This is a genomic window from Burkholderia sp. COPS, assembly GCF_019425585.1.
GTDB lineage: Bacteria > Pseudomonadota > Gammaproteobacteria > Burkholderiales > Burkholderiaceae > Burkholderia > Burkholderia cepacia.
In genome coordinates, this window is sequence record NZ_WIXR01000025.1 from 47,953 (window position 1) to 60,811 (window position 12,859).

13 protein-coding genes are annotated in these 12,859 nt (G+C 69.2%); 4 read left to right on the forward strand and 9 right to left on the reverse strand.

Annotated features, from left to right (window positions below; genetic code table 11):
- Window positions 1–8: 8 nt before the first annotated feature.
- A complete protein-coding gene (gene hpaC, locus FOZ70_RS22940) occupies window positions 9–554 on the reverse strand; it encodes a 4-hydroxyphenylacetate 3-monooxygenase, reductase component (protein ID WP_048020438.1) in 546 nt (181 codons plus the stop codon).
- A 353-nt stretch (window positions 555–907) separates the two neighbouring features.
- On the opposite strand from hpaC, the gene FOZ70_RS22945 reads away from it, so the two are divergent.
- Window positions 908–1,540 carry a response regulator gene (locus FOZ70_RS22945; protein WP_042976075.1) on the forward strand — a complete coding sequence of 211 codons (633 nt, stop codon included), beginning with the start codon at window positions 908–910 and terminating at the stop codon, window positions 1,538–1,540.
- A gap of 109 nt (window positions 1,541–1,649) precedes the next feature.
- Here FOZ70_RS22945 and FOZ70_RS22950 read toward each other — a convergent pair whose 3' ends face one another.
- The 5 genes from FOZ70_RS22950 to FOZ70_RS22970 form a co-directional block, all read right to left on the reverse strand.
- Window positions 1,650–2,393, reverse strand: a complete 744-nt coding sequence (locus FOZ70_RS22950) for an SDR family NAD(P)-dependent oxidoreductase (RefSeq protein WP_219706806.1) — start codon at window positions 2,391–2,393, stop codon at window positions 1,650–1,652.
- 59 nt (window positions 2,394–2,452) lie between these two features.
- Window positions 2,453–3,577 carry an amidase gene (locus FOZ70_RS22955; protein ID WP_219706808.1) on the reverse strand — a complete coding sequence of 375 codons (1,125 nt, stop codon included), beginning with the start codon at window positions 3,575–3,577 and terminating at the stop codon, window positions 2,453–2,455.
- Between the two features lie 31 nt (window positions 3,578–3,608).
- Window positions 3,609–4,142, reverse strand: a complete 534-nt coding sequence (locus FOZ70_RS22960; RefSeq protein ID WP_059589485.1) for a nuclear transport factor 2 family protein — start codon at window positions 4,140–4,142, stop codon at window positions 3,609–3,611.
- 8 nt (window positions 4,143–4,150) lie between these two features.
- A complete protein-coding gene (locus FOZ70_RS22965) occupies window positions 4,151–4,528 on the reverse strand; it encodes a hypothetical protein (protein ID WP_021161073.1) in 378 nt (125 codons plus the stop codon).
- Window positions 4,529–4,641: 113 nt separating this feature from the next.
- Window positions 4,642–5,835: an acyl-CoA dehydrogenase family protein gene (locus tag FOZ70_RS22970; RefSeq protein ID WP_219706810.1), complete on the reverse strand. Its 1,194-nt coding sequence runs from the start codon at window positions 5,833–5,835 to the stop codon at window positions 4,642–4,644.
- 166 nt (window positions 5,836–6,001) lie between these two features.
- Here FOZ70_RS22970 and FOZ70_RS22975 point away from each other — a divergent pair, with 166 nt between their 5' ends.
- Window positions 6,002–7,549: an ATP-binding protein gene (locus tag FOZ70_RS22975; RefSeq protein ID WP_060222102.1), complete on the forward strand. Its 1,548-nt coding sequence runs from the start codon at window positions 6,002–6,004 to the stop codon at window positions 7,547–7,549.
- Window positions 7,550–7,599: 50 nt separating this feature from the next.
- Here FOZ70_RS22975 and FOZ70_RS22980 read toward each other — a convergent pair whose 3' ends face one another.
- The 3 genes from FOZ70_RS22980 to FOZ70_RS22990 form a co-directional block, all read right to left on the reverse strand.
- Complete coding sequence (locus FOZ70_RS22980; RefSeq protein ID WP_021161069.1) at window positions 7,600–7,986, reverse strand: 2-hydroxymuconate tautomerase family protein; 387 nt, start codon at window positions 7,984–7,986, stop codon at window positions 7,600–7,602.
- 179 nt (window positions 7,987–8,165) lie between these two features.
- Window positions 8,166–8,669, reverse strand: coding sequence for an aromatic-ring-hydroxylating dioxygenase subunit beta (locus FOZ70_RS22985; protein WP_060160138.1), 504 nt, complete (start codon window positions 8,667–8,669; stop codon window positions 8,166–8,168).
- Entirely contained in the window at window positions 8,666–9,949 is a 1,284-nt protein-coding gene (locus FOZ70_RS22990; protein ID WP_119338484.1) for an aromatic ring-hydroxylating dioxygenase subunit alpha, read from the reverse strand. The genes FOZ70_RS22985 and FOZ70_RS22990 overlap by 4 nt, the downstream gene beginning before the upstream one ends.
- Window positions 9,950–10,270: 321 nt before the next feature.
- Between FOZ70_RS22990 and FOZ70_RS22995 the strand changes: the two genes are divergently transcribed.
- Together FOZ70_RS22995 and FOZ70_RS23000 are read left to right on the forward strand one after the other, a co-directional pair.
- Complete coding sequence (locus FOZ70_RS22995) at window positions 10,271–11,605, forward strand: MFS transporter (protein ID WP_060222100.1); 1,335 nt, start codon at window positions 10,271–10,273, stop codon at window positions 11,603–11,605.
- Between the two features lie 49 nt (window positions 11,606–11,654).
- Window positions 11,655–12,848, forward strand: coding sequence for an acyl-CoA dehydrogenase family protein (locus tag FOZ70_RS23000; protein WP_059484712.1), 1,194 nt, complete (start codon window positions 11,655–11,657; stop codon window positions 12,846–12,848).
- Window positions 12,849–12,859: the final 11 nt, after the last annotated feature.

Below are 12,859 nucleotides of genomic sequence, written 5' to 3' on the forward strand. Positions count from 1 at the left end.
CGCGCGATTCACCGCACGCACGCCGTGCGCGACACGCGATGAAACGCACGGCCGAAGTAGATCAGGCTGTCGCCGTCGTCGCGCACGCGGATCGACGTCGCCTCGATGAACATCACCGAATGCGAGCCGACTTCCTTCATGTCGGCGATCGTGCCCTGCAGGCTCGCGAGCGCGTCGCGCAGCACGGGCACGTCCTGCTCGCCGCGATCCCACACGGGCAGTTCGAAACGCCGGTCCATCGGCAGCTCGGTGAGCCCCGCGAAGTGCCGCGCGAGCTGTTCGTGTTCGGCCGGCAGCACGTTGATGCAGACGTGGCGATTGCGTTCGAACGTCGCATGCATCGCGCTCGACCGGTTGAGGCACACGAGCAGCGTCGGCGGCGTGTCGGTGACGGAGCACACGGCGCTCGCGGTGATCCCGCAGCGGCCGTGCGGCCCGGCGGTGGTGATCACGTTGACGGCCGCGCCGAGGTGGGCCATCGCTTGCCGGAAGGCCTTCTGCGCGTCGGTCGGCTCGACGCGTGCCGGTCGCTGGATATCGGTCGTGGAAGACATGGGCGCTCCTGGTTGGACGAGAGCGGCGATCGTGCGGCGCTGCGGGTGCAGCGCCTGATCGCCGACGATGACCCAAGCGTACGTCGCGAAAAGGCGGACGACCATTCGCACGATTGACGATGGAGATGGCGTTCTCGCCAACGCGTCTAAAGGTTCTACCTAGGTACGCGGCGCGACGCGCGAAAAAAACCGGGAATGTGCGTTCGTGCGGCCCGTGAAGGGGTTTTCAGCGGGTTTTCGGCTCGTTATGATGTGCCGCGCATCCCCAGCGAACGACGTGCGCGACGCGCCGGCAACCGGCCCCGTAGGCGGCGCGTGCGATACCCATACCGATATTCAGCGAGACCCCCGCGATGACGTCACCCGCACCGATCGTATACATCGTCGACGACGACAACGGCATGCGGACGTCGCTCGCGTGGCTGCTCGAATCGGTCGGGATCGCGTCCGAGGGGTTCGCGAACGCCGCGGATTTTCTCGCGCGCTTCGACGTGAACCTGCCCGCGTGCCTGGTGCTCGACGTGCGGATGCCGGAGAAGAGCGGCTTCGACGTGCAGGCCGAACTGAACGCGCGGGGCGCGACGCTGCCGGTGATCTTCGTCAGCGGGCACGGCGATATTCCGATGTCCGTGCGCGCGCTGCAGAACGGCGCGATCGATTTCGTCGAGAAGCCGTACAACTCGCAGCAGATGCTCGAGCGCGTGCAGCGCGCGCTGCGGCTCGCGCAGCAGCGGCACGCGGTGAGCCAGCGCCACCGCGAGCTGCGCCAGCGGCTCGATGCGCTGACCGCGCGCGAGAAGGAAGTGCTGCGCGGCGTGGTGGACGGCAAGGGCAGCAAGCAGATCGCGTCGGATCTGTCGATCAGCGTGAAGACCGTCGACGTGCATCGCGCGAGCATCAAGGAGAAGCTCGGCGCGACGTCGATCGCCGCGCTCGTGCGGGACGTGATGGTCGTGTGGGGCGACGACGGGGAGCCGTCGCGATAGGGGGGGCGGGCACGCGGACGTTCGCTTGCACGCACGAGTCTCACACGTGTCCTGCGCGAGTACCGCGCGCGGCACCGGTCGAGAGCGCGCAAGCGATGCAGCCCACCGCTCAGCGCATGTACAACCCGCCGTTGATGTCCCAGCACGCGCCGTTCGCGAAGTGCGCGTCGCCCGACGCGAGCAGCACGGCCGCATCCGCCACGAAACCGGCCGACCCGAGCTTGCCGCCCGGCAGGCTCGCGAGCACCTGGCGCAGTTTCTCCGGCGCGACGCTTTCATGCACGATCGGCAAATCGAGCGGGCCCGGCGAGATCGCGTTGACGGTCACGCCCCGCGCGGCGAGATCGCGCGCGAACACCTTGGTCAGCGTCAGCGTGCCGCCCTTCGCGGCCGCGTAGTGCGCGCCCGTTGCCGAGCCGCCGTTCTGGCCGGCGAGCGATGCGATGTTGACGATGCGGCCCGCACCACGTTCCGCGAAATACTGGCCGAACACCTGGCAGCCGAACAGCACGCTGCGCAGGTTCACGTCGATCACCTGGTCGAACTGCTCGGCCGTGATCTCCATCGCGGGCACGACCTTCGATGCGCCCGCGTTGTTCACGAGCACGTCGATCGTGCCCCAGCGCGCGACGAGCGCATCGCGCGCCGCTTCGAAATCGTGTTTCGACGTGACGTCGAGCGGCAGCGCGATCGCGCGTTCGCCGCCCGGGTCGAGTTCGCGCGCATGCGCATGAATGGCGTCGGCGGCGACGTCGGCCAGCGCGACGCGATAGCCGGCCGCATGGAAGCGGTCGGCGATGACGGCGCCGAGCCCGCGTGCGGCGCCGGTAACGAGGACGACTCGGTCTGACATGGTGCGTGATTCCCTGGTTCGCGGGCGCGTGAACGATGAAGCTGCGCCCGCATCGTGGTTCATGCGGCGAGGGCCGCTTCGAAGTGTGCCGCGATCGCGCAGACCCGCTCGTCCGCGCCCTTGCGCCCGACGATCTGTAGGCCCGCCTTCAGCGGCGAACCGGCCAGCGGCAGCGGCAGGCTGAGCGCCGGATGGCCGCTCAGGTTGAACGGCCGGATCAGCGACGACATCGCGATCACCGATACACCGTCGCGCGCCTGCTGCAGCGTGATCGGCAGCGCGGGCAGCGTCGGCAGCACGAGCACGTCCGCGAGTTCGAGCGCGGCGTTGACCTGCGCGGTGAAGCGTGCGCGTACGGCTTCGGCTTCCGCGAGGGCGGCGGGTGTCGTCGTCGCGGCGGTGCGCAGCCGCGCATCGAGATCGGCGCCGAGCTTGCCGGTGTCGACCAGGTGGCCGAACGCGCGCGACGTTTCCGCGTTGATCACGGTGAGCCCCGCCGCGAATGACGCCGGCATTTCGTCGAGCACGAGCGCGTGCGAACGCAGGCCCGACGCGCGCACGACCGCATCGAGCGCGGCGGCGATCGCCGGATCGGCTTCGACGCGGATCTGCGCGATCGTGCAGCCCGCCACGGAGGCCGCCGCTTGCGCCCGATCGAAGCCCGGTGCGATCGCGGCCATCACCGCGGCCAGCGTGCGGATATCGCGTGCGAACGGCCCGACGCAATCGAGCGTGGTATCGGCCGGCGCGACGCCGCGCCGCGACACGCGGCCGAACGTCGGCTTCAGCCCGGCCACGCCGCAGCAGGCGGCCGGCCCGCGAATCGAGCCGCCTGTGTCGGTGCCGAGCGCCGCGTCGACCGTGCCGAGCCCGACGAGCGAAGCGGAACCGCTCGACGAGCCGCCCGGGATGCGCGTCGCATCCTGCGGATTGACGGGCGTGCCCGTGTAGTCGTTGATGCCGGTCATGCCGAACGCGAGCTCGTGCATGTTCGCCTTGCCGGCGATCTGCCAGCCCGCGTCGAGCAGCAGGCGGACGACGTCCGCATGTTGTGCGGCCGGCGGAGCATCGGCGAGCGCGCGGCTCGCCGCGCGGGTCGGATGGCCCGCGATGTCGATCGTGTCCTTGATCGCGATCGTGGGGCCCGGGCCGCCGAGCGTGAAGGTGTCGATGAAGCCTGTCATGGTCGATATCGTGCGGAAGCGGTGGAAAGCATCAGGGCCGTGGCGCGGCGGCGAGCGGCCACGGGCCGTCGAGCACACGTTCGGTGCGAAAGTGCCGGATCAGCCAGGTCGCCCCGTCGCCGGCCGGCATGAAATCGACGGTCAGCCGCGCGGCGATCAGCTCGGCCGTGCCGTTCGCGTAGCGCGACGCCTGCAGCATGATCCAGCGGCCGCGCGCGCTCGTGTTGCCGGCGCCGATCTCGATCGACTCCGACGTCAGGAAGTGCAGGTTCGCCGAGAAATGCGGATCGGGCGGCAGGTAGCGGCCCAGCATCGCGACGATCGCGGCCGTGCCTTCGAGGCGGCCGAACTTCTGCGCGTATTGAGGGCCGATGCCTTCCCACACGGCGTCGGGTGTGAACAGCCCGGCGAGCGACGGGCCGTCGCCGGCATCCTCGGGCACGTCGCACAGCGCCATGTAGCGCGTGATCGTCGCGCGCACCGCGCGCTCGGCGTCGAGCGCCGCCACGCGCTGCGCGAGTGCGTCGATCAGGCCGGGGGACGAGCTGCGAGACAGGTCGGTCATCGCGCGCCTCACGACGCGGGTTTCGCGGCCGGCGGCACGGTCAGCGCGCGGCCGACCCGCGCTTCGATCTTGCCGTAGCGCCACAGGTTGTATTCGCCGACCGGCGTCGTGCGATACAGGTTGCACACGGCGACCGTCGTGTCGAAATCGGCGACGTCGGCCATGATGTAGAAGGTCCACGGCGCGCCGTCGGCCTGGCCGACCACGAGGCGGTCGTCGTCCATCACGCCGAGCACGCGCACGCCGGGCATCGCCTCGACGGCGGCGAGCATCGCGCCGTACGCCTGCCACACTTCGCCGATCTTCTCGCGCGGCAGGTCGAAGAAGTTCTGCGACACGCCGCAGCAGAACAGGACACGCAGCGGCAGCGGATTCGAATCGGACATCTCGGGTTCTCCAGAGGAAACGGTTGGGCGCATGCGCCGGCCGGTAGCGGTGCTTCGGCATCGGCGCCATGCGCGTTCGGGAAACAGCGCCGCCCGGGCGCGGGTTGCGCGGGTTACAGGTAGCCGGGAAACGGCGTGACGCCGGTGAACACCGCGCCCGCGCCGTCGAAGTTGCCTTCCGCGAGAAACGCGTGCTGCGTGACGACCATCGCGTCGCGCAGCAGCCGCTGAAGCGGATGCGTGCGATAGATCGCCGCCGTGCCACCGAGGCGGTACGCGCGTTCGACGACGCTCGCGCCTTCGCGTGCGATATGCGTGGCCGCGAGCCGCAGCAGGCTGACCTGGTCGGGCGTCACGGGATTGCCCGCGAGGATCGATTGCCACACCGTGTCGGTTGCGTCGTAGAAGAACGCGCGTGCCGAGCGCAGCTGCGCTTCGGCCTTCGCGAGCTCGATGCGGAAATACGCGCGATCGGCGAGGCGCGGCGCGCCGGTCGTCGTCTGCCGGCCGCCCGACATGCGGTTCGCGACGTCGAGCGCCGCGCGCGCGAGGCCGAGATTGACGACGGCCAGCACCTGCGCCGCATACGCGACGGTCGGGTAGCGGTACAGCGGCTCGTCGACGGTCGGCTCGCCGCCGCGCACGAAGGTCCACGCTTCGGCCACGAAGCGGTCGTCGACGCGCAGGTCGTGGCTGCCGGTGCCCTGCATGCCGACCACGCTCCAGTTCTCGACGATCTCGACATCGGCCGCGCGGAACACGGCCGTGCGCGGCTTGTTCGGCGCGGCGTCCTGCGCGCCGGGCACGGCGATGCCGACGCCGAGCCAGTCGGCCCCCTTGCAGCCGCTCGCGAATTTCCACGTGCCGTTCACGCGCCAGCCGCCCGGCGCGGCCTGCGCCGGCTGCACCGGGAACAGGCCGCCCGCGAACACCTGGTCGGGGCCGCTCGCGTACAGCTCGGCCTGGGTCTCGAGCGGCAGCGCGGCGAGATAGACGTTCGCGGAACCGAAGCTCGCGACCCATGCGGCCGAACCGTCGGCGGTCGCGATCCGTTCGATCATGTCGAGGAAGGCGGTCGGCGCGAGCGCGTCGCCGCCGAAGCGGCGCGGCGTGCCCGCGCGATAGATGCCGGCCTGCCTGAACAGCGCGATCACGTCGCGCGGCACGTGCGACAGGCGATCGAATTCGTCGCGGCGCGCGGCGACGGTTTCGATCACGGCGTCGAGCGGCGACAACCGCGCGGCCGCGGTGCCTGCCACGGGCGGGGAGGACGGCGCGGGTTCGATGGCGAGGGCGGCTTGCGGCATGGTTGTCTCCTGGACGGATAGGGGTTCGGATGCGGGGCGGCATGCGTGCTGTCTCGGGTGGCAACACGACGATGCAACCAGTCTAGAAACGCCGAAAACACGCAGCAATTGGTGCGTTGGGCCGCGCGACTGGTGAGGTTCCGTGCCGGCCTAAAGAAATCTTCAGATGCGATCGGCGCGCGCCGGTGCTATGTTGGCTTTCCGGCCGCGCGACGCCGCGCGCCTTCATCCGAAACCGATCATGAGTTTCCCTGACGAAGACGATTTCCACCGGCTGCTCGACGCGCTTACCACCTGCGTGCTGCTGCACGATGCGCAGACGAAGGCGATCGTGTGGGCGAACCGCGCCGCATGCATCGCGCTCGGTTTTTCCGTCGAGGAACTGCTGCCGCTGAAGGCGCCGGACATGACGCGTCCCGAGCCGAAATACCAGCGCGAGATCGCCGTGAGCGCATGGGATCGCGCGCTCGTCGACGGGCCGCAGGTGTACGAATGGTGCTACCGGTCGCGCACGGGCGTCGACATGCTGTCCGAGGCGACCGCCACCTACGTGCCGCTGCGCGGGCGCGACGTCGTGATGGTGCAGTTCCGCGACATCAGCGCCGAAGAGGCGGTGCGCCAGCAGTTGCGCCGCTACGAGGCGCGGCTGCGCGAATTCATGCAGGATCTCGACGAAGGTATCGCGGTCGTCACGCCGCGCGGCGGCGTGCAGTTCATCAGCGAGTCGGGCCGCCGCGTGCTCGGGCTCGCGCCCGACGAAGCGCTCGGCGAGGTGCTCGACTACTGCTCCGAGGCCGATCGCGACCGGCTCGTCGCGCAATTGCACGATGCGCCGTCCGCATGCCCGTCCGCGCCGCAGCGCTACCGGATCGTGCGGCGCGACGGCTCGCCGTGCTGGCTGCGCATCCTGTGCCGGCAGGTCGAGATCGAGGGCGATCTCGACGGGCTGCTCGTGCAGTTCCGCGACGTGAGCGACGAGGTCGCGATCGAGGACGCGCGCCGCGCCGAAGCGCGCATGCTCGAACACGCGGGCCGCTACAACGCGATGGGCGAGATGGCGAGCGTGATCGCGCACGAGCTGAGCCAGCCGCTCGCGGCCGTGCGCAATTTCATCGAAGGGGCGGTGCAGCGGCTGAACGGGCGCGGCGCGATCGACGACGCGATCTGGGGGCTGCGCAGCGCGGACCGCCAGGCCGAGCATGCGGCGCTGATCATCAAGAGCGTGCGCGAATTCATCGTGAAGCGCGAGCCGGTCGTCGCGCTCGCCGACCTGCGCGACATCCTCGCGGATGTCGCGTATTTCATCGAGCTGCGTGCGAAGGATGCCGGCGTGACGGTCGCGATCGTGCAGGCCGATGCGCCGTTGCCGATCCGTTGCGAGCGCGTGCTGATCGGGCAGGTGATCCTGAATCTCGCGTTCAATGCGATCGAGGCGTTCGCCGGTTGCGAACGCGTGCCGCGCACGCTGACGCTCGGCACCGCGAACGTGGCCGGGCACGCCGAGCTGCGCGCGATCGACAACGGCCCGGGCATCGCGGCCGGCGCGCACGGCCGGCTGTTCGACGGCTTCTCGTCGTCGAAGGCCGGCGGCAACGGGATCGGATTGTCGCTGTGCAAGAGCATCGTGACGCGCCACGGCGGCCTGATCGGCGCGAGCCCGGCCGAGGGCGGCGGGCTCGACTGCCGCGTGACGCTGCCGCTCGCCGACGGGTGAGCGCAACCGCGTCCGTGTGTCGCGGCGAGGCGGCGACGCGCGATGCATGGTCAGCGCCCCAGCGCCCGCGCGGTCTGGCCGCCGATGCCGAAGTCCGTGTTCGGAATGTCCTTGATGATCACGCGCGTCGCCTGCAGCGGCGCGTCGAGCACGTTCGCGCCCACGTCGGACAGCGCGGCGATCAGCGCGCGTTTCTGTTCGTCGGTGCGGCCGGCGATCAGGATCGCGACGATTACCGGCAGCGACGGCGGCGCGCCGTCCGCGGCGCTGCGCCCGCCGAGGCCGATATGTGTCGCGGGCAGTTCGGTGAGCAGTACGCGCACGGATTCGATGGGTGCGCCGATCGCGTCGACGGTCGCGATGCTGAGCCGTGCGATCAGTTCGGCCTTGCGCGCGTCGTCGTGGCCGGCCGGCAGGAAAACTTCGAGTGTGGGCATGGTCGTCCGGAAAGGTGAAGGTGACTGGCTCACCGTTGCGCGGGCGACGGCGAACCGGTGGCCGTTCAAAGGTGAAGGTGACCGGCTCACCTTTGTGTGGGCGACGGCGAGCCGGCAGCCGCTCACAGGTGAAGGTGCCCGGCTCACCATTGCGTTGGCGACGGCGAACCGGCCACGGCTCACAGCAGGAAGCCGATCGCGCTGAGCGCTTCGGTCGAGTCGATCAGGCGCACGACCTTTTCGGCAATCCGCATCTCGCCTTCGGCATCGACGTGCAGCTTGTGCGTGACGTCGGCCGCGAACAGCGTCGCGACGCCGCGCTTGTACGCGACGACGACCTGCGCCGATTTCAGCTCGACGGTGCCGGCGCTGCCGCTTTCCAGCGTGAAGCGCGACACGGTGCGCACCGTGCGCGCGGCGTCGGCGGCCGACGCCGAATAGCCGGACACCATCCGCTGCACGCGCTTCTCGCGCATGTCCTGGTCGTCGAATACGTAGTTCAGCGTCGCGGCGAAATCGGTCGTGTCGGGATCGATCGGCACCACGTAATGGCCGGCCGGATCCCACAGGTCGAGCCATGCGCGATAGTCGCGCCGGTCGAGCATCTCGGCTTCGCGCCACACGAATTGGGCCGCGCGGGCGAAGGTCTGCTCGGAAAAGAGGGCGTTGCGGTCGTCCATCATTGCTGCTCCATCATCTTGCGCCATTGCTGGTAGGCCTCGCGCATCCCGGTTTCGTCGGTCGCATGGGCGGTCTTTTCACCGTTCGCGGCGGTCGTCTCGCGGTTCAGCCCGCGATTCACGAGGATCGGCACGTCGGGGCCCGCGTGCGCGCCGCGCTGCACGCGCTCCCACGCTTCCGCGTCGTCGGGGCTCCCGAAGCCGAACGGGCCCTGGAAGTGCTCGTGAATGCGCAGCCGTTCGCGGTTCGCTTCGTCGGGGCCGCCGTCCATCGCGAGCGCGACGTGCCGGATCTCGGTTTCGTTCGCCGCGATCGGCCGCAGCACGCGGAAGAACGCCATCGACAGCGCGAGGTTCGGGAACAGGTTCAGGTTGAAGCCGACCCCCATCAGCGAGCGCACGATGCGGCGCACTTCGTCCGGCGAGTGGCGCTCGGCGAGCTTCGCCGCGAGCGGCGCGAAGCGCTCGGGCAGCGGCGCGCCGTCGTCTTCGTCGAGATCGATCAGCTCGGGCATCAGCACCGCGAGGCTGTGGCCGTTGCCGAGCCCGCGGCAGAACGCGTCCTCGCTCGTCATGAAGCTCGTGATCGCGGCGGCCGTCTCGTCGTCGATCGACTTCATCCACGACTTGTGCACGACCGGGAAGTGATAGAGGTCGGTCGTGTTCTCGAGCTGGATCTTCCAGTTGCCCTTGAACTTGAACTTGTGCTCGCCGTTCGCCTTGATCGGGTAGCCGGCGCCCTGTTTCATGAACAGGTCGATCCACGGCTTTGCGCCGCCGAGGAAATCCTCGAGCGGCTCGATCGTGTCGTTGAAGCTCGCGAAGACCAGCCCCTGGTACACGCCGACGCGCAGCTTCACGAGCGGCAGGTCGCCTTTCTCGCACACGCCTTCGTAGCCGTCGCCGTAGGGCAACGCGCGCAGCGTGCCGTCGAGCGCGTACGACCAGCTGTGATACGGGCACGTGAAGCCCTTTGCGTTGCCCTTGTGCGATTCGCAGACGGTCGCGCCGCGATGACGGCAGCGGTTCTGCAGCACGTTGATCTCGCCGGTCTTGTCGCGCACGACGATCACCGGCTGGCGGCCGATCGTCGTCGTGATGAAGTCGCCCGGGTTCGGCAGCTCGCTCTCGTGTGCGACCCAGATCCAGGTGCGGTAGAAGATGCGCTCGAGCTCGGCTTCGAACAACGCGGGATCGTGATACATCGCCGGTGCGATGCGGTCGGGTTGCGCGAGGCCGTGCAACGCGCGGGTGTCGATCGTCTGGTAGGGAATGTCGCTCATCGTTGTCGTGGGGAAGAGTCGCGAGGAAGCGCAAGGCCCGGTCGGACGGACCTCGTGCGGATAGCGGAACCAGTTTCGTCGTCGCGATTCCATCCGTCAAATTGATCTAAAAACTGTAGTCAAATAAACCGGATGAATAATTACGCGGGTGACTCGCGATGCGTCGCGACCATGCATGCGATTCATGGGCGGCATTTTTGGCGGGAATTTGACCGGGTCCGGCTGCGCTCTTATCGTGGTCGGACGCAGTGAACAGATTCGATCGCGGACCTGCCGCCGGATGCCGGACCGGCAGGACAACTGACTCTATTCGGACTCCACATGAACTCATCGGCGCCCCTGTCTGCGGTTGCGTTGCCCGCTTCCCGCAGCACGCATTCGGTTCGACGCGCGGTCACCACGGCCGTGCTCGGGCAGGCACTCGAATGGTACGACTTCTTCCTGTACGGGACGGCCGCCGCGCTGCTGTTCGGCAAGCTGTTCTTTCCGGTCGGCAGCGATCCGCTGACCGGCACGATCGCGGCGTTCGGCGGCTTCACGGTCGGCTTCGTCGCGCGCCCGATCGGCGGCCTGCTGTGCGGGCACATCGGCGATCGTTACGGCCGCAAGACCGTGATGATGCTGACGATGTTGACGATGGGTGCGGCGACGGTCGGGATGGGGTTGTTGCCGACCTATCGAGACATCGGCATCGCTGCACCGGTCGCGCTCGTCTTGCTGCGCGTGCTGCAGGGGCTCGCCGCCGGCGGAGAATGGAGCGGCAGCATCCTGCTGATCCACGAGAACGCGCCGGCCGGGCGGCGCGGCGCGCTGGCCGCGTGGAGCCCGTGCGGGGCGGCGTTCGGCTTCGTGTTGTCGACCGCCGCGTTCCTGCTCGTGCAGCAGCTGCCGGCCGCCGACGTCGAGCGCTGGGGTTGGCGCATCCCGTTCCTCGCGAGCATCGTGCTGGTCGGGTTCGGCCTGTGGATGCGCCGCTCGATCGGCGAAAGCGCGGAATTCGCCGAAGCGCGTTCGACGCAGAAGGCCAGCGCGACGCCGCTCGTCGACGTATTGCGCGAATGCCCGCGCGAGGTGCTGACGGTGTTCGGGCTGAGATTCGGCGAAGGCGCGGTGTCGTATCTGTTCTTCGCATTCTCGCTCGCATACGGGAAGTTCATCGGCCTCGATGCTTCGTGGCTGCTGAGCGGGCTCGTGATCTCGATGCTGCTGATGATTCCGGTGACGCTGTTCGCGGGCCGCCTGACCGATCGGGTCGGCCGCAAGCCGGTCTACCTGCTCGGTGCCGTCGCCGTCGTGCTGATCGCGTATCCGTACTTCACGCTGCTGCAGTCGGGCCGCTTCTCGCACGTGATCGTCGCGCTGATCCTGGCGAACAGCGTCGCGATCGGCATCCTCGAAGGCGCGCAGCCGGCGTTCATCAGCGAACTGCTGCCCGTGCACCTGCGCTTCTCGGGGCTCGGCATCGGCCGCGAAATGGCGTCGGTGCTCGGCGGCGGGCTGTCGCCGGTGATCGCGACCGCGCTGCTTGCGCATTACCGCAGCGCGACGCCGATCGTCATCTATCTCGTGATCCTCGGTGCGATCACGGTCGTCGCGACCTGCATCGCGCCGGAAACCCACCCGAAGGCGATGCGCGATGCAGCCCGCTCGCGCTGACCGTCGCCAAGCCTTTCGTCCAGACCCTTCGCCCTTTCAGGAAGTCACCATGCAAGCCAATTCCGCCATTCGTGCCGTCGTGCCCGACGCGCCCGCGTCACCGCAACCGGCCGACCGCTCGCCGCTGCCTCTCGAGGCGGTGATCGCCGAAGTCGAACGCAGGCGCGACGAGTTCGACCGGCTGTCGCACGTGCCGCGCGACGTGATCGCGATGATGAAGCGCGCGGGCATCTTCCGCGCCGGCACGCCGGGCCGCTTCGGCGGCGACGCGCTGCCGCCACACGTGTTCCTCGCGATGCTCGAACGGATCGCGGTCGCCGACGGGTCGGCCGCGTGGGTCGCGGCATTCGGTTCGGCCAATACCTATCTCGCCGCGCTGCCGCTCGACACGCAACGCACGATCTATGCGGACGGTCCCGACCAGGTGTTCGCCGGTGGTCTGTACCCGCTGCAGCCGGCGCAGCGCGCGCCGGGCGGCTACCGCGTGACGGGGCGCTGGCGCTTCGCGAGCGGCTGCAAGGGCGCGGACTGGATCGGCGTCGGCATCGGCGGTGCGCCAGCCGACGGCGGGGCGCCGGGCAAGCCGTTCACGGCCGTGTTTCGCGCCGACGACGTCGAGATCGTCGAGAACTGGCGTGTGGTCGGCATGCAGGGCACCGGCAGTCACGATCTCGCGCTGAACGACCAGTTCGTCGACGAAGCCTGGACCTTCGTGCGCGGCGGCGAGCCGACCGTCGACGAGCCGCTGTACCGCTATCCGGCGGTCGCTTACCAGGCGCAGGTGCATGCGGCGGTCAACGTCGGCATCGCGCGCGCCGCGCTCGACCTGCTCACCGCCATGTCGGGCGCGACGAAGACGACGACCGGTGCGCCGCGTCTCGCCGATCGTCCGTACTACCGCGAGGGCCTCGCGAAGGCCGAGGCCGACTGGCGCAGCGCGCGCGCGTTTTTCTACGAGACGGCGGAGGCCGCGTGGGCGTCGCTGGCCGCCGGCCGGCCGGTGTCGCCGCAACAGGCCAACCTGCTGCGGCTGAGCGCGACGCACGCGGCGCAGGTGTGCGCGAAGGTCGTGATGCAGGCGTACCAGCTGGCGGGCACGGCCGCGATCTATCGCGAGAACCGGCTGCAGCAACTGGTGCGCGATTCGATCGTGGTCACGCAGCACGCGTTTCTCGGCGAGGCGACCTATGACGGCTCCGGTGCCGTGTTTGCCGGCATCGCACCCGTGACACCGTATCCGTGACCGGCGATCGC

Bases quoted from the DNA above. Each gene is read 5' to 3' on its own strand.
- hpaC (WP_048020438.1), bottom strand. From the start codon at position 554: ATGTCTTCCACGACCGATATCCAGCGACCGGCACGCGTCGAGCCGACC.
- FOZ70_RS22945 (WP_042976075.1), top strand. From the start codon at position 908: ATGACGTCACCCGCACCGATCGTATACATCGTCGACGACGACAACGGC.
- FOZ70_RS22950 (WP_219706806.1), bottom strand. From the start codon at position 2,393: ATGTCAGACCGAGTCGTCCTCGTTACCGGCGCCGCACGCGGGCTCGGC.
- FOZ70_RS22955 (WP_219706808.1), bottom strand. From the start codon at position 3,577: ATGACAGGCTTCATCGACACCTTCACGCTCGGCGGCCCGGGCCCCACG.
- FOZ70_RS22960 (WP_059589485.1), bottom strand. From the start codon at position 4,142: ATGACCGACCTGTCTCGCAGCTCGTCCCCCGGCCTGATCGACGCACTC.
- FOZ70_RS22965 (WP_021161073.1), bottom strand. From the start codon at position 4,528: ATGTCCGATTCGAATCCGCTGCCGCTGCGTGTCCTGTTCTGCTGCGGC.
- FOZ70_RS22970 (WP_219706810.1), bottom strand. From the start codon at position 5,835: ATGCCGCAAGCCGCCCTCGCCATCGAACCCGCGCCGTCCTCCCCGCCC.
- FOZ70_RS22975 (WP_060222102.1), top strand. From the start codon at position 6,002: ATGCGATCGGCGCGCGCCGGTGCTATGTTGGCTTTCCGGCCGCGCGAC.
- FOZ70_RS22980 (WP_021161069.1), bottom strand. From the start codon at position 7,986: ATGCCCACACTCGAAGTTTTCCTGCCGGCCGGCCACGACGACGCGCGC.
- FOZ70_RS22985 (WP_060160138.1), bottom strand. From the start codon at position 8,669: ATGATGGACGACCGCAACGCCCTCTTTTCCGAGCAGACCTTCGCCCGC.
- FOZ70_RS22990 (WP_119338484.1), bottom strand. From the start codon at position 9,949: ATGAGCGACATTCCCTACCAGACGATCGACACCCGCGCGTTGCACGGC.
- FOZ70_RS22995 (WP_060222100.1), top strand. From the start codon at position 10,271: ATGAACTCATCGGCGCCCCTGTCTGCGGTTGCGTTGCCCGCTTCCCGC.
- FOZ70_RS23000 (WP_059484712.1), top strand. From the start codon at position 11,655: ATGCAAGCCAATTCCGCCATTCGTGCCGTCGTGCCCGACGCGCCCGCG.